The organism is Corynebacterium pseudogenitalium (assembly GCF_024453815.1).
Taxonomy (GTDB): domain Bacteria; phylum Actinomycetota; class Actinomycetes; order Mycobacteriales; family Mycobacteriaceae; genus Corynebacterium; species Corynebacterium pseudogenitalium.
This window is the reverse complement of the sequence record NZ_CP072934.1, coordinates 589781-615951: the sequence shown is the minus strand read 5'-3', so window position 1 is coordinate 615951 and position 26171 is coordinate 589781. Positions and strand designations below refer to the sequence as shown.

The window sequence follows — 26171 nt, the reverse complement described above, 5'->3', positions numbered from 1 at the left end:
GCCTACTCCGTCGGGCGCGTGCGCTCAGTCAGCGGGGTCGGCTGCGTCATCTGCACGAACAGCAGGCGGTCGCCGGGCTCAACCGTCTCGGCCTCCGGGGCGTCAATGCGGTAGAGCTCACCGGAGCGCACCACACCCAGCACAATGTCGGCGAGGTGACGCGGGTTCGCTCCGACCTCGTCGTCCGCGATCGGACGCTCCGCAACCGCGAAGCCCTCGTCCGGGCTGAGCAGGTCCTCCATCATCTCCACCACCGGCGGCGTGACCGTCGCAATGCCCAGCAGGCGGCCCGCCGTTTCAGAGGAGACCACCACCGAGTCCGCGCCCGACTGCATCAGCAAGTGCTGGTTCTCACTCTCACGGACGCTGGCAACGATCATGGCGCTCGGCGCCAACTCACGGACAGACAGCGTGACCAACACCGCGGTATCGTCCGAGGACGGCGCCACCACAACTGAGCGCGCACGCGCCACACCAGCGACCTTCAGCACGCTCGAGCGAGTGCCGTTGCCGTGGACGGTGACCAGGCCGCGCTTCTCGGCGTTCGACAGCACCACGGCGTCATCATCAACAACAACGATGTTGCCCGGGGCGGTACCGCCCGCGAGCAGCGCATCCACCGCGGACCTGCCCTTCGTGCCGTAGCCGATAACGATGGTGTGATTGCGCACTGTTCTCCTCCATTGCTGAATCTGTAGCGTCTTGCGGGAATCCTCCGTCAACACCGACAACGTCGTACCGACCAAGAGCATCAGGAATGCCACACGGCACGGCGTGATGACCAAGATATTCATCAGGCGCGCGCTTTGCGTCACCGGCGTGATATCGCCGTAGCCGGTCGTTGAGAGCGAAACCGCCGAATAGTACAGGGCGTCGATAAAGGTCAGTGGCTCGGTGTACCCCTCTTTGTCGAAGTAGACCACCGTCGCCACGGCCAACACCAACATGGCCGCGTAGCCGAAGCGCCTCGCCATCAACGCCCATGGAGTGGTGCGTTCCGCCGACGGAATCCGAACGACATCCAGCAGGGTGTGCACCGGTATTTCCGACGGATCCGCATCCGCACGGAACCGGTCACTCCATGACAACGCAAACGGCAGTTTCACTCCGCTATCCTTCCTCGCTACTACGGCGTGAAACTGTACCGGAAGTTGCGCCGTTTGCTGCATCTTCCAACAACTTCGTCAGCTGCTGCGCATCCGGAAGCTCCGTCGCGGTGAAGTCCTTTCCGTCGCGGACATAGAAGAACACGGCCTTCACTGGGCAGCCGTCGTTAGCGATTCGCTTCCACGCCTCCGTGTACACGGCAAGCTGCAGCTTCGCTGCCTCCATCGCCGCACCCACCGGGCGGTTGCCGGTCTTCCAGTCCACCACGACCCAGCCGTCGCCGTCTGCAAAGACCGCGTCCATGCGGCCACGCACCACCGCCTTGCCGAGCGCCAGTTCAAACGGGCACTCCACGTGCGTCGGCGTCTTCGACGCCCAGTGACTGTTCTCGAAGTTGGCTTTCAGCTTCTGCAGCGTCGACGGATCCACCTCAAACTCGCCCATGCCCGGCAGCTCGTCCTCAGTGAGCAGCGGGTGCGCACCGTAGAAATCCTCGATCCACTCGTGGAATGCGGTGCCGCGCTTCGCGTACTGGTTCGGCTTGAACGGCACCGGGCGACGTGCCCGGCGCGCGAACTGTTCCACGTCCGCCTGCATGGCCACCACGTCCGAGGCGGTCAGCTCACCGGGCAGCATGACGGGCACGTCCGGCGACTGCGCCGCCTTGTGTTCCTCGATGAGCGCGGTGGCGTCGCGCTCCCACAGCTCGTAGAGCTCGCCGGCAGCGGGCGCGATTTCGGTCTCGAGCGCATCCCTGACCAGCTCACTCGGGCGAGTGGCCTGGCTACTCGCGGCGTGCGCGGCTTCGTAAGACTGCACAGGCCACGTGCCGACGGCCACCTCCGGCTGCTGTACCGTTTTCTCTGCATCCTCGTCCTCGACCTGCTCCGGCAGCTCGAGGCCCTCGAACGCCGCGAAGTGCTCGTACGGCCCGTTCGTATTCTTTTTGCCTCCCAGAGAGATGTTCGACCCGGTAAGCAACAGCCTGTTTTCCGTACGTGTGATAGCCACGTAGAACAGGCGCGCCTGCTCCTCAGCGAGATCCTCGCCGATGTGCTTGCGCCACGCATTGGCAGCGTTCTTAAACTGCGTGCGGTGCTCTACCTCTGCGAACTCCTCGTAGATGTCTGGGTCGCCGAACGTCTCAGGCTGCAGGAATGGGATCTGGGCAAGGAAGGTCTCAATCTTTGAGCTGTAGGTGTCCTTATCCGCGTGCAACACAGCGACGGTATCCCACTCCAGGCCCTTCGCCTTGTGCACCGTCAGGATCTGCACGCGGTCCCCGCGCACGGTGACGTTACCCGGCGCAAGCCCGTCCTCCTGCTGCTTCGCCAACTCGAAGTAGTCCAGCAGCGCTTCCACGCTCGTGCCCGGGTATTCCTCGACGTAGTGCAGCAGCTGGTCCAAGTGCACCGTGCCCGCCGACGAGCGCCGCGCCAGCACCTCAACGCGAATACCGAAGACCTCGATGATGTCCGCGAACAGGTCACTGAGCCGCTTACCCAGCGAATTGCGCCGCAGCTGTCGCAGCCGTGACGCCAGCAGCTGCAGGCGCTTGTAGCCTTCCTCGCTGTAGCGCTCTGGCTCGCCCAGGTCCGCCACCGCGTCCGCCAGGCCTGCGGGCTTCGCCGACTGTATCTTCAGCGCCTCCGCCTCGAGTGCAAGCTGCGTCAGCTCCTCGATGAGGCGCTCCTCCGGGTCCGCGGGCACCAGCCTGGCTGCTTCCTCCTCCGCGGCCGGACCGTCCGCGCGGGCTTGCAGGTTCTTGGCACGCGCGGCGAGCGCCTCCATATCCGCCAGCCCGAGCCCGACTGACGGCCCACCCAGCACGCGCAGTGCCGCCTCAGAATCCTCAGGGCGGACCAACATCGTGGCCACAGCCAACGTGTCCTGCACCTCCGGGGTATCCAGCAAGCCGCCGAGCCCCACGATCTCATACGGCACACCGCGGGCCTCAAGCGCCTGGGCGATCGGCTGCGCATGCCTGTTCTTCCTGGTCAGCACCGCGGCCGAGAGCTTACCGCCCTGCTCAAACTGCTGCTGCAGCGCGTCGGCAACGAACTCAATTTCTTCCTCCTCCCGCTGGAAGAACTGCATCTCCACGTCGCCTGCCGCAGCGTCTTTGCGTGGTTCCAGGGGCGCGACGGCTCGATCTTCCCCGCTGCCAAGGATCGCGGTGGAGACCTGGTTCGCCATCTCAAGCACCTTGCTCGGGTTACGCCAGGAGATGGTGAGCTGCTTCTTCTGCGCCGGCACACCGCCCGCGGCAGGGAAATCCTCCACGAATGCCGCGAGGTTTTCCGACGTCGCCCCGCGCCAGCCGTAGATTGCCTGCATCGGGTCGCCCACCGCAGTCACCGTCAACGTGGGGTCCTGCCCCTCGCCGAACAGGCTGCGCAGCAACACTCGTTGCGAATGCGAGGTGTCCTGGTACTCGTCGAGCATGACCACGCGGTACCTCTGCCGCTGCGCAGCACCGACGGACGCGTGCTGCTCCGCGAGCGTGGCCGCAATGTTCATTTGCTCGTTGAACGTGACCACACCACGCTCACGCAGCGCCGCGTTAAGCTCCTCAACCAGCGGCAACATCAACTGGCGCTGGCGCTGCTTGTTGCGCCACCCCGTCATGGTCTTGCAGAACTCGGTTTTACTCCGCGGCGACTTCGGTAGCGATTCCGTCTCTTTCAGGAAGATCTCCGCGGCCTCGTAAATATCGTTTGGGTCTGCCAGTGCGTTGCCCATCGCCGTGGTGAGCTTCAGTAGGTCCTCCACCACTGTGCTCATCGCGGGGGCAGGGGCACCTTCCGCGATGAGTGGTTTGTTGTAATTGCTCACGACTTCGACGGCGATCGCGTGCAGCTCAGCCTGCGTAATCAGGCGCGCATCCGGCTCCACCGGGACGAGCAGACCGTAGTCGCGAACGAGCTCGCCCGCGTACGAGTCATACGTAGCAACAGTCGGCGCGATAACCTCCAAGCTTTCCGCCAGCGCGCCCGAAGGATCAAGCTCCCGTACGAGCTCCCGGTGACGAGCCAACGCCTGCAGCCGGTTCCGGATCCGCTGCCCCAGCTCGCGGGCCGCCTTGCGGGTAAACGTCAAGCCGAGGACTTCCTCCGGCCGCACATACCCGTTGGCGACGAGCCACACCACGCGGTCCGCCATCGTCTTCGTCTTGCCCGCACCAGCACCGGCCACGACCAGCATCGGTCCCGGCTCGGCACCAATTACGTCGGCCTGCTGGCTACTAGGGGGAAATGCGTCCCCGAGCGCCTGGAAGAGTTCCTGGGGTGTGAAATCAGCCATTGTAAATCATCGTCCCTTCGATCTGGACCGGGCACAGCGCGCGCACAGCGCAGTAATCGCAGTGCTTGCCCGCCTGCGCTTCGAGTTGCGGCCCTGTTGTCTTGCCGGGCAGCGGTGCAATGAGTTCGGTGAAGTACTCGAGTTCTTCCTCTTCTTTGCGCGGTTGCTCGCGCGTGGTTGCGGCGTTCGTTCCGTGCTTCGAGTACACGAGCGCCGCCCCACCAACGTCCAGGCCCTCCTGCCCATCGGTGGACGTCACAACGCGAAGATCGTCGCCCTCACCGATGAGCTGCCCGTGGCTCAGCGCAAGCTGGTACGCCATGAGCTGCTCGCACTCCTTCGCGCTATCTACGGAAAGCATCGTCGAGCCAGTCTTGAGATCGACGATGTGCACGCTGCCGCTTTCTTCCTTATCCAGCCGGTCGGCTCGCCCACGGATATGGACGTCGTCTGTGACCTGCACGGAGATCGGTACCTCCATGCCCACAACTTCGAACTTCTTAGCGCGGTTTTCCCACCACTTGTTGGTGCGCTCCAGCATCGCCTCGAAGTCGCGGACTTGGGCCTCGGCCTGCCACGCGGGGGCGTCAACAATCGCGCGGTAGGTCGCCAGCGTGTGCATCCGAGCCTGCTCTTCCGGCACGCCTCGGCCGAGGGCCTCGAAGTAGGCGTGCACGATCGATCCGATCACCATCGGCATCGAGCTATCAAAACCGAGAGTGCGCTCGAGCACCGAGCTCATCGGGCACTTCAACAGCGCCTCAATCCTCGACGGCGACAGCGAACGTTGCCCTTCAACGGGCTCATCCGTCGAAGGCTCCGTGGTGGTCCACCACTGCTCCGGGTCCGCGAGCGGCACCCCGGCCTCCACCAGCCGCGCAATCTGGCGCGCGGCCTGGCGCCGGTCTGCCTCCGTACTGTGTTCCTCGTCCGCGAGTGTGCGGCGTAACTCCCCCAGGAAATCATCGCGGGACAGTACGCGCACAACCGTGGCCTCCGCACCGTCATCCCCAGCCGCGGCGTCCTCCGCGGACAGCGTCACCAGCTGCGGGGATATGCCGGTTTCCTCGCAGAGCTCCTCAATGAACCGGGACGGCTCGATGACCTCCTCGCCGTCAGTCTGGTCGACTGCCGTGACCAGGACGCGCTCCGTCGCGCGGGTCAACGCCACGTGGAACAGGCGACGCTCCTCCTCGAGGCGCTCGCGCAAGTGCGACACCGGGGTGGCGGGATCCACGTCGTGGTCAACCAGGTCCACCAGATCCTGCTGGCCGAAAATCGAGCCGGTCTCGCCCAGGCTCGGCCACTCGAGGTCCTGCACACCGGCAACGACAACACGGCTAAACTGCCTGCCCACCGCGCCGTGCGCGGTCAACAGCGCCACTGCGTCCGGCGTGGCCGCTCGGCGATCGCGCACACCGGTGGGCAGTTCCTGCTCCAACATGCTGTTCACGAACAGCTCGAGCCCACCCTGGGTTTTACGCTCGGTGAAGTCACCGGCGGCGTCGAATAGCGCCATGACCGCATCCAGATCCCGGTCAGCCTGCGAGCCCGTCGTGCCGCCCCGAAGCGCAACCGCAGTGAGGTGATCTGCCAAACCCGTGGCGTTCCACAGCGCCCACAACACCTCCTCGACGCTGCCGTCAGCGTCGTAGACCTCCCTGGCGGCATCCAACACCTGGCGGATGCGGTGCAGCATCTGCAGCTCACGGTCAGTGAGTACCTCGCCGAAATCCGGCAGCTCTGCCTTGGAAACAACAAGGTCACGCAGCGTTTCCTCCGCACGCGCCTCTGGTTTCCAACGCCGCAGGCCGCGCAACAGGCGGCGCAGCGTCACCGGGTCCGTACCACCGATGGGCCCAAGCAGCAGGTCACGCCACTGCTCAACCGTCAGCGGTGTGTACAGCGACTGCAACCCAAGCAGCAGCGAGGCAACAATACGTTGCTCGCTGAGCACCACATCCGTCGGATTCAGGGCGACCGGCACGCCCGCGTGCAACAGCGCGCGGCGGAATGGCTGAATCATCCCTGACGAACGCACAATGACCGCCATATCCCGAAACGCGACCTCCTCCTCGAGGTGCGCGCGACGAAGTGCGTCCGCCACCGCCGCGAGCTGCGCCGTCGGCGTCTGCGCTAGCGCCACCGAGACCTCCGGCGCACGCCGCGTCTGCCCCAAGTCAATCACCGTGTGCTCAAGGCCCCCCAGCGTGGCAAAGAACTCCGGGCTTGCCCCGCGGAACTGGTAGACGGACTGATCCAAGTCACCACCCACAACCCCGAGTGTGGCCCCCTGCAGCAGGCGCTGCACGAACTTTGCCGCCGCGGGCGAGAGATGCTGGGCGTCGTCCACAATCACGGTGTGCCACGTCCGTCCCAACGGCACGTCGAGCGCCCTGGCAATCAGCTCGGATGCCGAGTAACGCACCGTCCCGGTCAGCGCCATGACCTGCTGGTATTCCTCCAAAAAGTCGCCGGCCGCGCTCCAAATCCCCTGCCCGTAGCGGGCTCCGAGCACCTTGAGCTGCTCAGCGTCCAGCCCGCGCTCGATCGCGCGCAGCAAAAAGTCACGCAGCTGGCGCGCAAAGCCCACCATCGGCAATGCCGGGCGCAGCTCCGCAGGCCAGCTCCCCCGGCCATCCTCAACATGCCCCTGCAGCAATTGGCGGATGACCGCGTCCTGCTCCGCGCCAGAAATCAGGCGCAGCTGTTCCTGCTGCTCCCGCAGCACGGCAAACGCCAGGGAATGCACAGAGCGCACCATCGGGCCGTCGGCAACAAAGTCAGTATCAGCGAGCCGCTCCGAAATCTCCGCCCTGATCCGCGCGGCGGACTCCTTCGAATCCGTCAAGAACAAGACGCCCTCCGCGTCCGACTGCCGCTTCGCCGACGCCACAAACGTATCGATGAGAAAGCTGGTCACCCCCGAACCCGCCTGGCCGGTTACCTTCCATAACCCCTCGGTGGGAAGTGGCTGCGACCACGTTCTATCGTGCGCTTGGTGTTCGCGCGGGACTAAAAACGCGCGGGGTGTGGTGGACTGCTGGTCATTCATGCCCACCATTGTGGCATGTTAGCGGGACATAAGGAGCTCGGAAACCTCCGAAAATTTCGAACGCGCGTTCGCATTCTGGAACGTTCCGTCGTGCTGCGCCATCCGCATCCGGAAATCCAACGCGCGCCCCGCCAGGAACACAAGGTCCGGAATGTGGGACCAGCGCTCGACGATTCGCGGATCGACAGCCCCGGCGAGCAGGGCGTCGACAATTACGACGGCAGCCGAATACCCCCTCGGGCGAAGCCGCGCCGAAGGTACAAGATCCGTCAGCACAGGCGCGGCGTAGCCCGAAAACAGCGTGTGGGAGAGCACATCCACGTGCGCCACACACAGCCCCTCAGCACTGGCATCCTCGTGCCCCTTCCACGCGCCGCGATCCGCCTCTGCGATCACGTCAGAGCTATCGCGTTCGGGCAGCTCCTGCACCACCTCGGCCTGCTGCAGCGCGCGCTCCAGCGCAAGCGCCGCCGCCACGGCCTCATCCACGCGGGCCGCCGGCGCACCCGGCGAGAACTCGTTGGCCACGAAGCCAGCCACCACGAAGCGCCCGTCCGTCGCACGCACCGGACGCGCAACGTGCACCCCCTCAAGGTGGTCAGCGATGCGCTCACGCACCTTGCCCGACCACGCCGCCGTCGGCGCAGCCTGCGAAATCACAATGCGCCCAAATCTCTTCGCCTCACCCCAGGCAGCATCAGGTGTCGACGCCGCCTCCCCATCAACCTGAAACGCCGACAACACATGCTCGGGAATAGTCACAGCGCAGCTCGCCTTCCTCTCGTCGCCTGTTTATAACTACAACAACTACAGCACTTACAACACTGCCGGGCGCGGGTACGGCCACGGGTTCGACCTGCAGGTGTCCTGGTTATCCGGGTACACCTCTTCCTTATCAAAGGAGTACAGCTGCGCATTGTTCAAGCTCAGCGTCTGCTGCATCATCACCGGCGCCAGCACGCCATTTTCCGGGCACGGCTCGTGGTGCGCGAAGCCGAGCGCATGGCCAACCTCGTGATTGATCAGGTACTGGCGGTAGCGGCCCAGATCCCCCTCGTAGGGCGCAGCACCCCGGACCCAGCGGGCCTCGTTCAAAATGACCGTGTCCTCACCGGTCACGCGGGTGCGGCAGCTGGTCTCCATTTCAAGGTGCACGCCGCACAGCTCCCGCGTTGTCGCCGCGGACGCGAGCCGAATCTTCAGCGATGGCTCATCGGCCGCCGTGACGTGTTCAAACCGGAAGCGCGGGTCGTTGGTCCAGCCACGGGGGTCGCTCAAGGTGGCGTCGACAAGCGCGGCGACAGCCTCATTGCCCCCGTACAGTGCCGTGTCGAGCCCATGCTCCACCTCAACAACAAAGCGGACCGTGAGCTCATCCCCCTTGCCAGCCTGCATCCCAGGGTGGCCAACCTCGTAGAAGGTGCCCTCGCCAGTCTCCGTGAACGGACCTCCCGGCGGCAACTGCAGTACGTCCTGTTGGCCCTCCGGCAGCACACTCACCGTGCGCGAGGCTTCGTCACCGTCAGGCTGCTCGACCGCGCTGTCACCAGCGCTTCCCGCAAACACCTCCCCGTCGGGGTTTTGCAGCATGTTCACAATCACGAACACCGTCAGCACAGCCAACACCGGAATCGCGTAGGCGCGCCACCCGTACTCGCGGGCGAAGCGCACAAGCCGACCCTCCGCTTCCGGGTCTACCGCGGTGAACTCACCGTCGTCCTCAAAGTCCCAATCCTCGAAAACGTCGGTGTCGTGATTGTTCTTCATGGTCGTAAATGTAGCGGGTTTTAACGCATGAACCCAACGGAACGAGCCTGCGCAGAGCCAAGCTCAACGTACGCAATCTTCTCGGTGCGCACCAAGTACTTCTTTCCCTTGTCATCCTCCAGCGTCACCGTCGGAGTTTGGTCCTCAATCGCCTGCTTCACCGTATTGAGCACATTCTCGTGCCCCTCAGCAATCGCGATGGAGAGCTCACGTGCGGTGTCTGCAAGACCGATCTTGATATCCATATGTTCGTTTCCGTCCTTATCGTTGTTCATCTTCACGGATGTCAATCCATTGTAACGGCCTACAGCTAAGATGAGGGCGTGTCCAAATCAGCTGCTAGAGAACAGTCACCCGATTTTCATGAGCTAGGGGTCGCCGCCGAACTCATCGATGCCCTCGAGGAGCTCGATATCCATCGCACATTTTCCATCCAGGAACTTGCGATCCCCCTCGCGCTCGACGGCCGCGACATCATCGGCCAAGCCCGCACGGGAATGGGCAAAACCTACGGCTTCGGCATCCCGTTGCTCGACCGAGTATTTGACGACGCCACCATCGCCGAACTCGACGGCACACCCCGCGCCCTCGTGGTCGTCCCCACCCGCGAGCTCGCCGTGCAGGTCGGCGACGACCTGGAGCGGGCAGCGAAGTACACCCCGGTGCGCGTCGCCACCATCTACGGCGGGCGGCCCTACCAGGAGCAGATCGACGCGCTGCACAAGGGCGTCGACGTCGTCGTGGGCACGCCCGGCCGCCTCATCGACCTCTACCACCAGGGCGAGCTGCAGCTCAGCCACGTGGCGATCCTCGTCCTCGACGAAGCCGACGAGATGCTCGACATGGGCTTTTTGCCCGACATCGAAACGCTGTGGTCCGCCCTACCTGACCAACTGCAAACGATGCTGTTCTCCGCGACCATGCCCGGCCAGATCCTGCAGCTGGCGCGCTCCAAGATGAACACGCCGATCCACATCCGCGCCGAGCAAGGCGAGGAAGCCGCCTCCACCCACGAAAGCACCAAACAGGTCGTGTTCTACGCCCACCACATGGACAAACCCGAGGTGCTCGCGCGCGTCCTGCAGGCCAACGGCCGCGGCAAAACCATCATCTTTACCCGCACGAAGCGCTCCGCCGCGCGCGTCGCCGACGACCTCGGCCAGCGTGGCTTCTCCGTCGGTGCCGTCCACGGCGACCTTGGGCAGGGTGCGCGCGAGGCCTCCCTGAACGCCTTCCGCGAAGGGGACGTCGAAATCCTTGTCGCCACCGATGTTGCAGCACGCGGCATCGACGTCGACGACGTCACCCACGTGATCAACTACCAAGTCCCCGACGACCCAATGACCTACGTCCACCGCATCGGCCGCACCGGGCGCGCAGGGCACTCCGGCACCGCCGTGACCATGGCCGACCTCGACGAAACAGCGAAATGGGAAGCAATCAACGAGGAACTTTCCCTCGACAAGCCCCAGCCCCCAACGTGGTTTTCCACCTCCGAAGAGCTCTTCGAGGCCCTGGACATTCCGGACTCGGCTTTATCCACGGTGGGCAAACCGCGTAAAGTGCTCGGAGCACGCCCGCAACGCTCGGGCGAGAGAACACCCTCCACGAGACGTGGAACGAACCGCTCAGGAAGGAAACGGCGTTGAGTCAGCCCCTACGTCGCACCCGCAACGACTTGATCGCGACCGCAGTCATCACCGCGATCGCGATCATCCTCCTTGCCATCGCGTTTTTCACCGCACCGATCCGCAGCTCTCACCTGGAGCCGGCGGCGGAGGAATATGAGAACGCGGGACGCCTCGCCGTCGTCCCCTCGAAGGTCGAGGAAGCCTTCCGCCTTCCGGACACCTCCCCCGGCGTCCAACCCGTTATCGCTGCAGGCATGATCATCACCTACAACGACGGCACCATCACCGCAACCACCCCAACCGGCGACACCGCTTGGACCTACAAGCGCCCGAACGAGCTATGCCTGCTCGGCCATGCGTGGGACAAGGTCGTCGCCGCATACCGCGACAATGCTGGCTGTGGGGACGTCGTCACGATTAACGCGCTCACCGGCGAGTACGCGGGCACACGCTCCGCCATCGCACCCGAGGTAATTACGCGAGTGCAGTCGAACGACCGCGTCGGCTACGTCAGCTCCCACCGCGTCGAGCTGTGGCGCTCCGACATGGTCAAGACCGTCGAGTACGGCTACAACGAGGCCCCGCAGGAGCCGGACATGCAGCCCGAATCCTGCACCATCAACTCCGCGCTGACCCGCACCGACATTATGGCGACCACGGAGTACTGCGACGACGGCCCCAAGCTCAAGTTCCAGAACACCACTCCCGAGGACTCCCGTGAGCCCGAGATGTACGAAAGCGTCGACATCTCCGAGAACGCCTACCTCGTCGCGGTGTCCCAGGACGCGGCCGCGATCTACGACCCAGACAGCCACAAAGTCCGCACCTACGACAAGGACGGCAACGACCTCGCCGCCTCCGAAATCCCGCCACTGGACGGCCCGCAGAAGATCGACCAAATTGTCGACGTCCTCCCCGTCGCCGACCTGCCCCACCACATGACGTACCACGAAGGCGACACCCTGCTGCTCATGGAGCCCTCCCGCCTGAGCGTTACCGGCGTGTTCCAGGGCGCGCTTGGCACCGGCTTCCCCGCCGGCGAGCGCCTGCTCTACGCCTCCGACACCGGCATCGCCGTCGCCAACTGGGACGACAACAAGGTGGAGAAGATCATCCCCGTCGATCGTGGCGGATACACCGGCCCCGTTTACATCGACTCCGCCGGCACCACGATCGTAGAAAAGCGCGGCGAGGAGATCGTCGTTCTCAACACGAACCTCTCCTAACGCCGCGCACCCCGATCCCCCGCGCCCGTCGCTTGGTAGCTTTGGTAGCTCTGCTAGCGGCGGGCCTTTTTCAGCTCATACATCGCCTCTTGGTACGCCGCTGACGCCGGGTGGAACACCGTAATCAACACGAGCACCGCCGACAGCGCCGTCGCCGCACTGAGTAGGTGTGCGCCCCCGAGGAACATATAAAACGCCACACCGAGCAGGATCGCCTCGATGAGCACGATCGCGCCCGAGCCTCTTGGCCGCCCCCGCAGCGTCGAGATAGCCACAAACGCAACAAAACCGAAGACGATGGCAAGGAACACCGCCGTGCCCAACGCCACGTAGTGGCTTGCTTCGGCGCTCGATTCGATGCTGCTATCGCTAATGCCTTCAATCTGGGCGTAGATCAGCATGATGATGTAGCCGAGCATCGCCAAGCACTGCAGCAACACGACGACCGCTCCGAACCGCAGCATGCCCGGAACGCCAGGGTGGTCCAATGAGTTTTCTTTGCTGTTCACACAACGGAGTCTAATGATCAGGGCCAGATTCCGACACCAGTTGCGGTGCAGACGATTGCCGATTTGACCTTAGCGAACACATATGTCAGCTAATTATTTTCTTATATATGCAGCTCAAGAGCGTACAGCTCATTGGTTCCACGTTTTTGCCGTGCGTTATGAGCGGTAACCATGAATACAATTCTTATGATTCCAGTCACATTTTTGGCCAGAACCCTAGCGGAACGGCGAAATACATGCCATCATTTTCGAGTAGCAAAAATTACGGGCTGGTGTCACAGCCCTTAACCCTAAGTCACCACAGGGTTAACGCCAGGTCTGGAAGTGGAGTCCCGCACAATGCGGAGCACTCGCCCGGGCAATGGAATCAAACTTAGTTTGCAACACGCCCCAAAAGGGTTGTGAATGTGGTGCGCAAAAAATACATAGTCACGACACATTCTGAACTTGAAGGAGTACTTATTATGGATTGGCGCCACGAAGCCGTTTGCCGCGACGAGGACCCAGAACTCTTCTTCCCTGTCGGCAACTCCGGCCCTGCACTCGCTCAGATCGCCGAAGCCAAGCTTGTTTGCAACCGCTGCCCAGTCACTTCCCACTGCATGAAGTGGGCACTGGAGACCGGCCAAGACGCCGGCGTCTGGGGTGGCCTTTCTGAGGAAGAGCGTCGCGCACTGAAGCGCCGCAACAAGGCCCGCGCGCGCAACCGCGCACGCCTGTCGGCCTAAGCTCTACGGCTTTTGCCGGTGCCTCTCACAGAATTTCCTCGGGGGATTTCACCGCACTGCGGCAACAACGATAAACTGAATACTTCGTAACTAGGTTTGCACCTAATTCATCGCATTTTAAAGGAGGCACCATGAGCAAGCGTGGCCGTAAGCGTAAGGACCGTCGCAAGAAGAGCGCGAACCGCGGTAAGCGTCCAAACGCATAAGAACGCGAACACTCCCCATCGGCAAGGACCATGAGTCCACGCCGGTGGGGAGTTTTTCGTGCCATGAGCTCGTGTTGCTAGCTGCAGTAGTTGCCTGTGTGTTGGCTGGGCACCACATTCCTATCACGGGCACGCGCGACCAGGGGATTCCGATTGCCAGCCAGAGCAAAACCCGGAATCTGGTGCGCCGCCCTCACACCTCCCCACGCTCCTGAAAAATAGTTCCCACCCCCGGGAACTATCTCGTTCTTCAGCCCCACTCCGGTCGACCAACACCTATGTTTCCCCAGCTCACGACGAGTGACCATAAAGATCGTTCCCGGCACCACAGACCTGCAGGGAACAATCCCAACCCCCAACCACAACGAAAAGGGCCCATGCCACCAGGAACACTCCCGGTATCACAAGCCCCACGGCCCACTACCCTTTGTTTAGAAGTGCAGACCACCAGACATCGCAGCAGCAACACCACCACCAATTAACAGCAGCAGCACCACAATCGGAGCAACAATCGCCGCGATATTCGTCTCACCAGCAGGCGCACCACTTACATCACCAGCACTCGGTGCTGGACGCTGCGTGGTCAACTGCGAAGACTCATGCTTACCAGCCTTCGCCGTCGTCGTCGGCGCAGTCTGCGCATTGTGCTGCGGTTTACGCGGCGCACCAGCCATCGCATCACCATCAACATCAGCATCCATGACCGCGGCAACATCAAACCGGCCAGCAAAGGCCTGCGAGCCATCCTCATTGACCACACGCACATCCAACGGCAACGACGACGTCTTAACCACACCAACACTGATTGGCAGCGCAACCGTTGCCTCGCCTTGGCCTGCAACCGTCACAGTCTGCTCAGCCTTCCCAGACGGGTAGATAACCTCAACACGCATCCGGGCCGCATCCAACCCAGGATTTGCAACCTTCAAGCTCACCATATTCTCACCACGGTGAAGCTGCGGGGAACCTGCAACAGCAACCTTCGCACTACCCTGCGCGGCCTCAGCTTGCTGCATCGCTTCCTGCTGGGCAGCCAATGCCTTGGCATCAACCTTGCCACCGGCGGCACCGATGGTGGAGTTGTAATCCTTGCCGATCTTGCCGGTGTTGATCATCAGGTTGTCCCAGTCGGCTGGCACACGGTAGTCACCTTTGTAGCAGTCCATGCCCGGCTGGTTGCACACCTCCGGCAGTGGCCCACCGGAGACGGATTCTTCATCCGAGTAGTTAAAGTGGGTGAACTGGTAGAGGTAGTTCATCACCGAGTAGTAGTTCGGCAGGTAATCCGACTGCGGGACCTCGTTGGCGAACTTCATCGAACCATTATGGTTTAACCCCAACGTATGCCCCAGCTCGTGCATGATCGTGTTGCGCAGCTGATCATCGGTGCGCATGCGTTCATGCTTGGCAACATAAAACGAGTTATCCGCAACCAGGGCCAACCCGGTACCCCAGTGGCCACGCTGCATCTGGTCCCCAATGACACCAACCCGGAAGACTGCCGCACGCGCACCCAAAATGGTATCGATATTATCGACCAGCTTCATACCCGGGATGGTGCCCTCAAAGTAGTACGGGGCATACGGCTCAGTCTGCCCACCATGACGCGTCGGATAGTTTGCAATGTTGGTGTAGGTATCACCGGCATCGATGTGCAGGTTGACCCCGTACTGGTCGAAGCGATCCACCAACTGCTGCAAAATATCGCGGTGTGGGCGGTAGCTTGCCACCGACATCTGCGCACACATGGCAGCATCCGCACCAGGTGTGTCGCAGCCAGCCTGCTGCCACTGCGAGTTCATCCAATTAAGCTGCAGGAACAAATCCGGGCGCTCAGGATCAGCACCCCACTGATTCAGTGGCATGGCCGTACCGTCGCTTAGGGTAACGCCTTCGCGTTCCCACATATCCGGCAGACCGTCACCATCAGAATCAACAGCACTGTCCTGGGTTGCAACCTCCATGTGCATGGCAGCAGTCAACGTGTTGCCTGCATCAATGCGCTCAAACCAACGACCACGCTGGAAGCTTGCCCCTGCTGGATCCACAAACCCAACCTCACCGGAAGCCGTGGTGCGCTGGAACGCATCGGCTACACCAGACGAGGTTGCATTATCGAACGACACCGAGGTCTCATAGCCAAGCTGTGCCGGGGCAACAACAAACTTCCCATCATCATAGGAGCCGGAAAGCCCGACCTGGGAGTTAATCTGGTTCGTCAGATCCGCCTGCACAAACGCCGAGGAATCCTTGTTGTTGGTCACCCGCACAATGACATCGACACGGTTGCCATCAAAGCGGTATTCACGCTCCACCGACACACCAGCGCCTTGATCTGCACCACGGTAGACAACCACCTGGGTGTCCCCATCACGGTAGGTATCCACGTTAAGGTCAGACTCTAAATCCACTAGCGCACCATCGGCACGCAAGTCCACATACAGTGAGGACTCCTGGCTGCCAGCAATGGAGCGGGCATCCGTAAACTTCAACGTCGAAATACGACCCGGCTGTGTTACCGAGTTGTGAAAGACCGCACCCGGCCCGTCAGCGGTCACTGTGACCGACGAGTCAGCAACAGCCATCTCCGCGTGAGCAACCTGTGCACCATTAGCCGCAACGGCCAACACACACGCTGCTACACATACCTTCCGCGCAATGCTGTTCATCATCGTTGTCACAATCCTTATACCTTCCATCACGCACCACCCAACCGGTGGAACATGAAACCCTTCGTTGTTCTGACCCCAAGTTTATGCACCGCAACTATACATGGCCAATCCACCCAAAACACGACAACAAAACAGGCAAAAACACGCCCACAAAACCCGGATTGTTCAACACATCTAGCCCCACAACCTGCACACATAGCTTAAAAAACACTCAGAAACCATCGCAGCAAACCCAACATGTTCAACAAACCCACCGACACCTGTCGATGGGTGTTCAACAATCAACCCACCCGTATATTATGCGCTCTAGTACAACAGTGGGTAAGAGAATACTTAACAAATCAGGATTACCAGGCACGACATGTGTCACTCGACACGTGTCGCCGACACTATTAATGCACAACCTTTTTATACCCAAAACCTTTCGTGGTCTGGTGTAGCCAAACTTAGGCCCTATGAATGCGTGAGGCAGACCTTTTCGCGATCGTTGAACAGTTGGTACCCCCGTGTTTTACCCCCGTTGGGTTGGGTCGAAAGTATGAAAGGCCCGAACCAGCATGATGCTTGTACTGGTTCGGGCCCGGCAACCAACGCCAACACGCGGCAGTTAACGCCGCTGAATACGGACCTCTGTGTAGGAAATTGAGGTGATAATCCGCTCCCTCAATACCCGTGGCGCGTGGGCCTGCCCGCAACAGTCGCGCACAAGGCCACGGATCGCTTCCTCCGATTCAAGCTGGCGGAGGCAGTCAGGGCAGCTCGCCAATTCTTTTCGGATGGCGGCCACGCGCTCGGGTGGCGTGTCCGGCTGGAACAGCTCGCACAGCAGCTGGTGCATGCCGCGGCAGTCAGCTTCACTTGCGTGGTTATGTTCTGTTGCCATTACTTCTCCTCCACCTTCTGCTGCTTCAACTCCGCCATATCCGCATGGTCGAGCCCGATGCCCTGTTCATGTGCCACGTCTTTCAACATCTCGCGCAGTTGTTTTCTTCCACGGTGCAGTCGGCTCATGACGGTCCCCAGTGGAATGTCCATCACTTCGGCGATTTCCTTGTACGCCATGCCTTCGACGTCCGCGTAGTAGACCACCATGCGGTAGTCCTCATTCAGCGCGTTGAGCGCTTCGCTGATCCGCGAGTTCGGCATCGCCTTGAGCGCCTCAACCTCCGCTGATTCGAGGCCGGTCGAGTCGTGCGAGCTTGTGGTGTACAGCTGATGGTCGGTCACGTCCTCGGCCGAGGTTTCCAGTGGTCGGCGCTTCTTCTTCCTGTAGGAGTTGATGTACGTGTTCGTCATGATTCGGTACATCCACGCCTTCAGGTTAGTGCCTGGTTTGAAGCTGTCGAATGCGTTGTACGCCTTCAAGAAGGTCTCTTGCACGAGGTCTTCGGCGTCTTGGGGGTTGCGGGTCATCCGCAGCGCGCCGCCGTAGAGCTGGTCTAGCAGTGGCATCGCTTCCTCAGTAAAGCGTGTTTTGAGGTCTGTTTCGGCCATAGGGGCCATTGTAGCCAGCCGGGCGCGCGACGTAGCATCGTCTGTATGCAACGAACTCGCGCTTTGAAAGTTGTGGCGAAGACTCCTCATAAGGTGTTGGAGTACGCCGCGAGCCAGGATAATTTCGGTGAGCATTCGGCCCATGAGCTGGGGCTTGATCCTACGACGGTGCTCAAGACGCTGGTGGTGTCGAATGTGCAGGACCCGAAGAAGCTCGCCCTGTGCTGCGTGCCGGTCTCTGGGCACCTGAGTTTGAAGGCAGCAGCGAAGGCGCTGGGGTGGAAGAAGGCTGCGATGGCGGAGCTCGCACAGGCTGAGCACGCCACGGGCTATGTCGTGGGTGGCATCTCGCCGCTGGGCACGCTCAAGAGGCTCCCAGTGCTTCTCGACGCCACCATCGAATCCCTCGACGCCATCACCGTCTCCGCCGGTCAGCGGGGGCTATCCGTGCAACTGGCCCCGGGTGACCTGGCGAAACTGACGTCCGGGAAGTTCGCGCCGATCGGCGCCTAGATCGGTTGGATGAGCTCGGGCGAATCGTTTCGGACGTTGCCCACCTCGCGCCCAACCGCATGCCACTGCAGCTGCGGTGCCACGCGCGAGGGAGAGATGAGCTCTTGAGCCTCTTCTGCTGTGCCTTGTGTCCACTGCTCGATTTCCTCAGGCAAGAGGAACAGCGGGAGCCGGTGGTGTAACCACGCGATACGTTCGGCGGCGTCGGTGGTGACCATGGTCGTCGAAAGCCGGTTAGCGCCGGTGTCCCACAGTGCGGCGGCGACGAGCATCCCGGACTCCGGGGTGACGTAGTAGGGCTGTTTTTCGTGCCATTCGTAGTAGCCGTCGAGAAGCATGATGCCGCGCTGCGAGCGCATTGCGCTACGGAACGACGGCTTTACCGCGACGGTCTCCCCGCGCGCGTTGAACAGTGGCGGGCCGGAGTCGTCGCGCTTCCAGCTCGGGAGAAGGCCCCAGCGCGCGGCTTGGACGAGCGCCTCGTGTTCGTGGAAGCGCACGATGGGTACTTGGTGCGTCGGCGCGACGTTGTAGCGGGCGGGTGGCGTGCCGTCGGGCGCTACAACGTCGCGCACGCCTGGGAGAGAGCCGACGAATCCGAGGAGTTGCTCGCCGGTGCTAAACAAAACGAAACGGCCACACATTCCTCCATTATGATGTACGTCATGACTGACTTGTGGCCAGCCCCCTCCATTGCCGACCCCGTCCGCGCCACACTCGCGCTGCCGGGGTCGAAATCGATGACGAACCGCGCCTATGTTCTCGCGGCGCTGGCCTCTGGCCCGTCGACGCTGGTCGGGGCGCTGCGCTCCCGCGACACCGACCTCATGGAGGCGGCCCTGGCTGCCCTCGGCGTACAGTTCACCCACGACGGCGACACCGTCCACGTCCAGCCAGCACCGCTGCGCGGCGGCGACATCAACTGCGGCCTGGCAGGCACCGTGATGCGCTTCGTGCCACCAGTGGCGGCGTTCGCGCACGGCACCACCCGCTTCGACGGCGACCCGCACGCTCGCACCCGGCCGATGGGCACCATCCTGGATGCGCTGCGCCAGCTCGGCGCCGATATCGACGGGGAGCGCCTCCCCTTCACTGTCCACGGCACCGGCACTGTCGCAGGCGGGGACGTCAGCATTGACGCCTCCGGGTCTTCCCAGTTCGTCTCCGGACTGCTGCTTGCCGCGGCGCGCTTCGAGCAAGGCGTCACCATCACCCACACGGGCGACTCGCTGCCGTCCATGCCGCATATTGATATGACGGTGGCAATGCTGCGCGAAGCCGGCGTCGAGACGCAGTGCGAGGACGCGACCTGGCACGTTGCCCCGCAGGAGATCCGCGGGAGGCGCTGGGAGATTGAGCCGGACCTGTCGAACGCGACGCCGTTTTTGGCCGCCGCGGCCATCACCGGTGGCGAAGTGCGCATCGAGCACTGGCCAACGCAGACGACGCAGGCGGGCGACGTAATCCGCGACATCCTGGCACAAATGGGCTGCGAGGTCGAACTATCCGGCAACTCACTGCGCGTGCAGGGCCCGACCCCGGGCACCCTGCAGGGCATCAGCTTGGACATGGAAGACATCGGCGAGCTCACCCCGACCGTCGCGGCGCTGGCCACGCAGGCGGCGACCCCATCGGAGCTGACCGGCATCGCGCACCTGCGCGGGCATGAAACGGACCGGCTGGCGGCGCTCACCACCGAAATCAACAGGCTTGGCGGCGCTTGCAAAGAGCTTGACGACGGCCTCCGTATCCACCCACAGCCCCTCCACGGCGGCACGTGGCACTCCTACGACGACCACCGCATGGCCACCGCCGGCGCCATCATCGGCCTGACCACCCCGGGTGTGCAGGTGGAAAACATCGCAACGACGGCAAAGACCCTGCCCGACTTCCCCACGATGTGGCACACCGCACTCCAGCACGAAGAAGCATAGAAAGAACCCCATGGCACGCCGCAAGTTCAGCGATTACGACGAATCCGACGTCCGCGTCCGGCCCGGCCGCGGCTCGCGCCCCCGCACCAAGGACCGCCCCTCCTACGAGGACGCGCTCACCGGGATGGTGGTCACGAAGGATAGGGGGCGCTGGGGTGTCATGCTGGATAACGGCACGCTGGTTGCCTGCATGCGAGCGCGCCACCTGAAGCGCACCAGCATCGAGGTCGGCGACCGAGTCAGCGTCGTGGGTGATACCAGCGGGCGCAAGGACACGCTCGCCCGCATCGTGCTGCGCGCCGACCGCACCTCGGTCCTGCGCCGCACCGCGGACGACACCGACCCCTTCGAGCGTGTCGTCGTCGCCAACGCGGAGCTGTTGCTCATCGTGGTCGCCGCCGCCGACCCGCCGCCACGCACCGGGCTTGTGGAGCGCGCGCTCATCGCCGCATTCGTCGGCGGGGTGCGCCCCATTGTCTGCATGACAAAAACGGACCTCGCGCGCCCCGACGAGTTCATCGCAGAAATCAAGGACCTCAACGTCGAAGTCCTCACCGTAGGTATCGACGACCCCCTCGACCAACTCACACAACGCCTCAACGACCACGTATCGGCCTGCGTCGGCCACTCCGGCGTGGGCAAGTCGACACTGGTCAACCGCCTCGTCCCGGACGCGCAACGCGAAACCGGCGACGTCTCCGGCGTGGGCAAAGGCCGCCACACCTCAACGCAGTCCGTGGCGCTCGATCTTCCGGGCGGCGGCTGGATCATCGACACACCGGGCATCCGCTCGTTCGGCCTGGCGCACGTCTCCCCCGACCAAGTAATCGACGTCTTCCCCGAGCTCGCCGAGGCAGCCCAGGATTGCCCGCGCGGCTGCACGCACGCCGGCCCGCCCACGGACCCGGAGTGCGCCTGGGACGCCTTCGAGGGAGGGGCGCTGTCGCGCCGCGTCGCCGCCGTGCGACGCCTACTCAGCGCGCTGCGCTCCAACAACGAGTGGGATCTAAAGCAGCTCGACGAGGAACGGTAACTCGCTGACGTCGTAAAACGCCAGGTAATTGTCCTGCGCGTCCCCGACGGCCAGCTCCGCGTCCTCGTCCCCGAGGTCTGCGGCGTCGATGTGTTCGATGGCCTTCGCCGTCGCCGCTTCTGCCTCCGCCAGGTCGATATGGATCGCCGCAACGTCCTCCAGCGCCACCGGCCCAGACACCCGCACGACGGAGTCCCCCATGTCATCGGCTTCCTCGGCGTCCACGTCCGCGGAGATCACCACGCGGCGGTGCGGGAACCGATCCTGGTCACCAATCGCCAGCAGACGGATGGAGGCCAGCGCGGCGTCGTCAAACGCTACTGCTTCGATCTCCTCCTCATCGCCGGAGGTGAAGAACTCGCGCAGCGCCGTCGTCGCGGCGAAGCCCCACCCGTTGCGCGGGTGCAGCACCTTGTCTGCGGCGAGTCCCTCTACCATGGAGAACGTCGCGGGGATGTAGACACGCATTAAAACTCTCCCTCGATATTGAACAGCGTCTGGATCTCTACCGCGGTGCGGTCAAACGCCGTGTGCAAAATCGCGATCATGCCGCACTCGACGGCCGAGCGGACGTTCATGATGTCGTCGTCGATCATGACGCAGTCATTGAGCGGAATATCCAGCGCATCCGCCGCGGCCTGGAATGCTGCCGGGGACGGCTTCTCCGCACCAATGTCGCCGGAGAGCACCACCGCATCCACGACACCGCGGAACTCCCAGTCCCGCACCGCGTCCGCCATTTGGCCCTCGGATTCCTCGTTGGACAAAATGCCTACGGCCTTGTCTTTCTCCTTCACAGCCTCAATCAGCTGCTGCCAGCGGCGCTGGTCCTCCGGGTCCTGGTCCAACACACCTGCGTAGTCAATAATGAGTCCCTGCATTTGGACGCCTCAATTCCTGTACTTCGTTTTCGGTTCTTCTGCAGTGCACACCAAAGTGCGCAAATTCTCCTAGCGCCCTCACGGCGCGAACGTGCACAATACTACCTACCAGCACCCCGCACCGTGCACAACGATACGAAAGGACCCCGCCGTGACCTACTACCCCGCCCCTGGCCACCAGCACGTTCAACTGCTCGTTCCCTCCCCGAAGCGCTCCGGACGCGCAGCGGAAACGCGCCGCCGCCAAGCACGGTACTCACCCAGCGACCCTCGCCGCACCGGATCCAACGTCGCCCCGCTCGTGCGCACAGCGCTCGCAGCAAGCTTCGGAGCCACAAACCTCCGTGCACTGCGCGCCGACCGCTTTTCCACGGCCGCCCGCACCAACGTCCGCGCCTACCGTCGCTTCCAGCAACAACACGCGGGCCCGCCGCGCATCGTCACCTGCCACGCCCGCGACGGCGGCGAGTTCTTCGGCACCGTCGCTACAGGGCAAAAGCGCTTCGGGTTCGTGGCAAAAATGGACAACGGCCGACTGGTGTCCTTCAAGATTCTCTAAGGAACACCAACCGGCCGGGGCGTGCAGGACGAGGTTAGGCCTGCGCCGTCTCGTCTTCTGCCGACTCGAACTGCTTGCGCATCATGAAGAGTTGACGCACCGTCTCCTCCTGGATGGCCTCATTCATCGCGTTGAACATGTCGCCACCCTCCTTCTGGTACTCAACCAGCGGGTCGCGCTGCGCCATCGCACGCAGGCCGATGCCCTCCTTGAGGTAATCCATCTCGTAGAGGTGCTCACGCCACTTCGTATCGATGATCGGCAGGATCACCATACGCTCCACGTTGCGCATCTGCTCCTCGCCGCCGATCTCGGCAACGTTCGCCTCGAGCTGATCGTACTGCGCCTGGGCGTCGTCGATGAGTGCCTCGCGAAGCTGCTCAGCGGTGAGCTCGCCCGGCTTGCCGTACTCGTCGCCGTCGATAAGCTCCTGTGCCGTCTTCGACGGGCCGTACAGGGACTCGAGTGCGTGCCAGAGTTCCTGCAGGTCCCAGTCCTCGACGTAGCCCTCCATCGTCGCGCCATCCACGTACGCGCCGACAGTCGAGCTGATCATGCGGCGGACCTGATCCTTGATGTCCTTCGACGCCAAGATCTCCTGGCGCTCACCGTAGACCACCTTGCGCTGCTCGTTGAGCACCTCGTCGTACTTCAGGACGTTCTTACGCATCTCGAAGTTCTGGTTCTCAACCTGCGACTGCGCGCCCTTAATCGCATTCGACACCATCTTCGCCTCAATCGGAACATCGTCCGGAACGTTGAGGCGGTTCATCATGTTTTCCATCGACTGGCCAACGAAGCGGACCATGAGCTCGTCGCGCATCGACAGGTAGAAACGGGTCTCACCCGGGTCACCCTGACGGCCAGAACGGCCACGCAGCTGGTTATCAATGCGACGAGACTCGTGGCGCTCCGTACCGATAACGTACAGGCCACCGGCCTCACGCACCTCGTCGCCGAGCTGCTTCGAGCGCTCCTTCGCCTTCGGCAGCTGCTCGTTCCACGCCTCCTGGTAGCGCTCCTCGTCCTCGAACGGGTCGAGGCCCTGCTCCTGCAGCTTCGCGTCCAACAGAATTTCCGGGTTGCCACCCAGCACGATATCCGTACCGCGACCAGCCATGTTCGTAGAGACCGTCACCTTCGCCGGCAGACCAGCCTCCGCAATAATGCGGCCTTCTTCCTCGTGGTGCTTCGCGTTGAGCACGTTGTGCTTAATGCCCTTACGCGTCAGCAGCTGCGAGAGGTACTCCGAGCGCTCCACCGAGGTGGTACCGACCAGCACCGGCTGGCCCTTCTCGACGTGCTCCGCAATATCCTCCGCAACAGCGGCGAACTTCGCTTCCTGCGTCTTGTAGATCAGGTCGTCGCGGTCCACACGCTGGTTCGGGCGGTTCGGTGGAATCTGCACAACGTCCATCTTGTAGATCTGGTGCAGCTCCGCCGCCTCAGTCTCAGCGGTACCGGTCATGCCAGCCAGCTTGTCGTAGAGACGGAAGTAGTTCTGCAGCGTCACCGTCGCCAGCGTCTGGTTCTCGTTCTTGATCTCGACGTTTTCCTTCGCCTCGATCGCCTGGTGCATACCCTCGTTGTAGCGACGGCCCGCCAGCACGCGGCCCGTGAAGCTATCGACGATCATGACCTCACCCTGGCGGATGATGTAGTCCTTATCGCGCTCGAAGAGCTCCTTCGCCTTAATAGCGTTATTCAGGTAGCTCACCAGCTGCGAGTGCTCAGGCGCGTACAGGTTGTCAATGCCCAGCTGGTCCTCGACGAACTCCACGCCTTCCTCGGAGATACCAATGGTGCGCTTACGGTGGTCCACCTCGTAGTGGATGCCCTCGCGCATACGCGGTGCGAGCTGCGCGAACACGGTGTAGAACTGGCTGGAGCCATCAACCGGGCCGGAAATAATCAGCGGAGTACGGGCTTCGTCGATAAGAATCGAGTCAACCTCGTCCACGATGGCGAAGTTGTGGCCGCGCTGCACCATGTCGTTGACCGAACGGGTCATGTTGTCACGCAGGTAGTCGAAGCCGAGTTCGTTGTTGGTGCCGTACGTAATCGCCGCGTCGTACGCCTTCTTGCGCTCCTGCGGGCGCATGTCGGACAGGATCACACCAACGTCGAGCCCCAGGAAGTGGTGGACACGACCCATCATCTCGGCGTCACGCTTTGCCAAGTAGTCGTTGACGGTAACAATGTGCACGCCCTTGCCGCTCAAACCATTGAGGTAGGCAGGCAGCACCGAGGTCAGGGTCTTACCTTCACCAGTTTTCATCTCGGCGACGGAACCGAAGTGCAGCGCGGCACCGCCCATGATCTGCACCTTGTAGTGCTTCTGCCCCAGCACGCGCCAGGATGCCTCGCGGGCTGTCGCGAACGCATCGAGCAAAATGTCGTCGAGCGAAGCGCCGTCGGCAATCTTTTGCTTAAACTCTTCCGTTTTGGCCTTCAACTCGTCATCTGTGAGTGCCGCGTACTCCTCATCGAGATCCATGACTTGATCAGCGATCTTCGAGAGGCGTTTTACCATACGCCCTTCACCCGCACGCAGCAGTTTCGACAGTCCAAACACGTTTCTAGAATCCTTCAAAAGTTAGAAAAACAAAGCGATCACGCCAGCTCTACGCGCTGCTTTTATGTACCAATCGGCCATTGTACGCACGCGTCAACGAAAACAGGCAATCACAACTGGTGGAATCAATAAGAAAAGAATGTGAAAACGCCGCCCGCCCGTACAAGCTTTTTGCTTACACAAGCAGGCGACGAATCATATAGTGGCGACGCTACTTCTCGTCGTTTGCCTTGACTTCATCTTCTGGAGCCAGGGTGATCAGACCGTAGTCGTATGCGTGGCGGCGGTAGACCACTGCTGGACGCTTCGACTCTTCATCGATGAAGAGGTAGAAGTCGTGGCCAACCAGCTCCATCTCGGAGAGCGCCTCATCGACGCTGATCGGGGTATCCGGGTGCAGCTTGCGACGCACAACCTGGCCGAGCGGCGCATCCTCAAAGGTGCCCGCGTACGGGTCAGTGTCATACTGGCCCTCCGCCTGCTTTGCGCGAGCATCCTCTGCCTCGTGCGCAAGCTCAGCTGCGATTTCGCCGGTGGACTTCGGTGCACGGTGGCCGGAACGAGCAATCTCGCGGCGGACCTTCACCTTACGCAAGGAACGCTCCAGCTTACCCAGCGCGGATTCAAGCGCTGCGTAGAAGCTGTCTTCCTTGGCTTCCGCACGTGCCAGGTGGCCCTTGCCGGTCGCAGTAATCTGCACGCGCTGTGCCTGTGCCTCACGACGAGGGTTCGGCTCGTGCTGCAGCTCAACATGGAAGAACGTCAACGTTGGATCAAGCTTCTCAATCTTGGCGAGCTTGGCGTTGACGCGCTCTTGGAAATGCTCTGGGACCTCGACGTTACGGCCAGTAATCGTAACCTGGGCTGCTGGTGCGAATCCGTCGGTGTGCTCTGCAGAAGTCATCTGCTTCCTCCCTAGCGTTGTTGGAACTGGGTCTATCACCACTATACAACTGGTAATAACCAATGGCTACGTAT

At 62.3% G+C, this 26171-nt stretch carries 23 protein-coding genes; 8 read left to right on the top strand and 15 right to left on the bottom strand.

Annotated features, from left to right (window positions below; genetic code table 11):
• Nucleotides 1-2 precede the first annotated feature (2 nt).
• Genes KBP54_RS02915 through KBP54_RS02890 form a run of 6 tightly spaced genes read right to left on the bottom strand, consistent with a single transcriptional unit; the run spans nt 3 to nt 9507 of the window.
• Nucleotides 3-1100: a potassium channel family protein gene (locus tag KBP54_RS02915; RefSeq protein ID WP_176754828.1), complete on the bottom strand. Its 1098-nt coding sequence runs from the start codon at nt 1098-1100 to the stop codon at nt 3-5.
• A gap of 10 nt (nt 1101-1110) precedes the next feature.
• A complete protein-coding gene (locus KBP54_RS02910) occupies nt 1111-4410 on the bottom strand; it encodes an ATP-dependent helicase (protein ID WP_256006234.1) in 3300 nt (1099 codons plus the stop codon).
• Entirely contained in the window at nt 4403-7465 is a 3063-nt protein-coding gene (locus KBP54_RS02905) for an ATP-dependent DNA helicase (protein ID WP_256006232.1), read from the bottom strand. Before KBP54_RS02905 ends, KBP54_RS02910 begins: the two co-directional genes overlap by 8 nt.
• Before the next feature lie 18 nt (nt 7466-7483).
• Nucleotides 7484-8227 (bottom strand): hypothetical protein, encoded by a 744-nt coding sequence (locus KBP54_RS02900; RefSeq protein ID WP_256006230.1) that lies wholly within the window; start codon nt 8225-8227, stop codon nt 7484-7486.
• 54 nt (nt 8228-8281) lie between these two features.
• Nucleotides 8282-9232, bottom strand: a complete 951-nt coding sequence (locus KBP54_RS02895) for a DUF3152 domain-containing protein (protein ID WP_083329465.1) — start codon at nt 9230-9232, stop codon at nt 8282-8284.
• A gap of 20 nt (nt 9233-9252) precedes the next feature.
• Nucleotides 9253-9507, bottom strand: a complete 255-nt coding sequence (locus KBP54_RS02890; RefSeq protein WP_240492734.1) for a DUF3107 domain-containing protein — start codon at nt 9505-9507, stop codon at nt 9253-9255.
• A 48-nt stretch (nt 9508-9555) separates the two neighbouring features.
• Between KBP54_RS02890 and KBP54_RS02885 the strand changes: the two genes are divergently transcribed.
• Together KBP54_RS02885 and KBP54_RS02880 are read left to right on the top strand one after the other, a co-directional pair.
• A complete protein-coding gene (locus tag KBP54_RS02885; RefSeq protein ID WP_256006229.1) occupies nt 9556-10881 on the top strand; it encodes a DEAD/DEAH box helicase in 1326 nt (441 codons plus the stop codon).
• Nucleotides 10878-12089, top strand: coding sequence for an Rv3212 family protein (locus KBP54_RS02880; RefSeq protein WP_256006227.1), 1212 nt, complete (start codon nt 10878-10880; stop codon nt 12087-12089). Before KBP54_RS02885 ends, KBP54_RS02880 begins: the two co-directional genes overlap by 4 nt.
• Before the next feature lie 53 nt (nt 12090-12142).
• On the opposite strand, the gene KBP54_RS02875 is transcribed toward KBP54_RS02880, so the two are convergent.
• Nucleotides 12143-12598: a hypothetical protein gene (locus KBP54_RS02875; RefSeq protein WP_240492735.1), complete on the bottom strand. Its 456-nt coding sequence runs from the start codon at nt 12596-12598 to the stop codon at nt 12143-12145.
• Between the two features lie 464 nt (nt 12599-13062).
• On the opposite strand from KBP54_RS02875, the gene KBP54_RS02870 reads away from it, so the two are divergent.
• Nucleotides 13063-13326 (top strand): WhiB family transcriptional regulator, encoded by a 264-nt coding sequence (locus KBP54_RS02870; RefSeq protein ID WP_070362936.1) that lies wholly within the window; start codon nt 13063-13065, stop codon nt 13324-13326.
• A 131-nt stretch (nt 13327-13457) separates the two neighbouring features.
• Entirely contained in the window at nt 13458-13532 is a 75-nt protein-coding gene (locus tag KBP54_RS11250; protein WP_100227335.1) for a 50S ribosomal protein bL37, read from the top strand.
• Between the two features lie 431 nt (nt 13533-13963).
• Here KBP54_RS11250 and KBP54_RS02865 read toward each other — a convergent pair whose 3' ends face one another.
• The 3 genes from KBP54_RS02865 to KBP54_RS02855 form a co-directional block, all read right to left on the bottom strand.
• Nucleotides 13964-16204, bottom strand: coding sequence for a hypothetical protein (locus KBP54_RS02865; RefSeq protein ID WP_256006225.1), 2241 nt, complete (start codon nt 16202-16204; stop codon nt 13964-13966).
• Nucleotides 16205-16811: 607 nt separating this feature from the next.
• Nucleotides 16812-17087 carry a hypothetical protein gene (locus KBP54_RS02860; RefSeq protein WP_070362937.1) on the bottom strand — a complete coding sequence of 92 codons (276 nt, stop codon included), beginning with the start codon at nt 17085-17087 and terminating at the stop codon, nt 16812-16814.
• A complete protein-coding gene (locus tag KBP54_RS02855; RefSeq protein WP_070362938.1) occupies nt 17087-17707 on the bottom strand; it encodes a sigma-70 family RNA polymerase sigma factor in 621 nt (206 codons plus the stop codon). The genes KBP54_RS02860 and KBP54_RS02855 overlap by 1 nt, the downstream gene beginning before the upstream one ends.
• Before the next feature lie 36 nt (nt 17708-17743).
• On the opposite strand from KBP54_RS02855, the gene ybaK reads away from it, so the two are divergent.
• The gene (gene ybaK / locus KBP54_RS02850; protein WP_070477729.1) at nt 17744-18211 is read left to right on the top strand and encodes a Cys-tRNA(Pro) deacylase; all 468 of its coding nucleotides are present in this window, start codon (nt 17744-17746) and stop codon (nt 18209-18211) included.
• On the opposite strand, the gene KBP54_RS02845 is transcribed toward ybaK, so the two are convergent.
• Entirely contained in the window at nt 18208-18855 is a 648-nt protein-coding gene (locus tag KBP54_RS02845) for an SOS response-associated peptidase (RefSeq protein WP_256006223.1), read from the bottom strand. The genes ybaK and KBP54_RS02845 overlap by 4 nt on opposite strands.
• A gap of 21 nt (nt 18856-18876) precedes the next feature.
• On the opposite strand from KBP54_RS02845, the gene aroA reads away from it, so the two are divergent.
• Nucleotides 18877-20145, top strand: a complete 1269-nt coding sequence (gene aroA / locus KBP54_RS02840; protein WP_256006222.1) for a 3-phosphoshikimate 1-carboxyvinyltransferase — start codon at nt 18877-18879, stop codon at nt 20143-20145.
• A gap of 10 nt (nt 20146-20155) precedes the next feature.
• A complete protein-coding gene (gene rsgA / locus KBP54_RS02835) occupies nt 20156-21178 on the top strand; it encodes a ribosome small subunit-dependent GTPase A (protein WP_256006220.1) in 1023 nt (340 codons plus the stop codon).
• On the opposite strand, the gene KBP54_RS02830 is transcribed toward rsgA, so the two are convergent.
• Together KBP54_RS02830 and KBP54_RS02825 are read right to left on the bottom strand one after the other, a co-directional pair.
• On the bottom strand, nt 21152-21646 hold the full coding sequence (locus tag KBP54_RS02830; RefSeq protein WP_070362942.1) for a DUF6912 family protein: 495 nt from the start codon (nt 21644-21646) through the stop codon (nt 21152-21154). The two genes, rsgA and KBP54_RS02830, sit on opposite strands and share 27 nt — an antisense overlap.
• A complete protein-coding gene (locus KBP54_RS02825) occupies nt 21646-22059 on the bottom strand; it encodes an HAD family hydrolase (protein ID WP_070975921.1) in 414 nt (137 codons plus the stop codon). Before KBP54_RS02825 ends, KBP54_RS02830 begins: the two co-directional genes overlap by 1 nt.
• Nucleotides 22060-22210: 151 nt before the next feature.
• Here KBP54_RS02825 and KBP54_RS02820 point away from each other — a divergent pair, with 151 nt between their 5' ends.
• Nucleotides 22211-22618 (top strand): hypothetical protein, encoded by a 408-nt coding sequence (locus KBP54_RS02820; RefSeq protein ID WP_071572687.1) that lies wholly within the window; start codon nt 22211-22213, stop codon nt 22616-22618.
• A gap of 34 nt (nt 22619-22652) precedes the next feature.
• Here the strand turns inward: KBP54_RS02820 and secA are convergent, their stop codons facing one another.
• Together secA and hpf are read right to left on the bottom strand one after the other, a co-directional pair.
• Nucleotides 22653-25193 (bottom strand): preprotein translocase subunit SecA, encoded by a 2541-nt coding sequence (gene secA, locus KBP54_RS02815; RefSeq protein WP_256000589.1) that lies wholly within the window; start codon nt 25191-25193, stop codon nt 22653-22655.
• A 211-nt stretch (nt 25194-25404) separates the two neighbouring features.
• Nucleotides 25405-26097 carry a ribosome hibernation-promoting factor, HPF/YfiA family gene (hpf, locus tag KBP54_RS02810; RefSeq protein ID WP_070362946.1) on the bottom strand — a complete coding sequence of 231 codons (693 nt, stop codon included), beginning with the start codon at nt 26095-26097 and terminating at the stop codon, nt 25405-25407.
• Between the last annotated feature and the right edge of the window lie 74 nt (nt 26098-26171).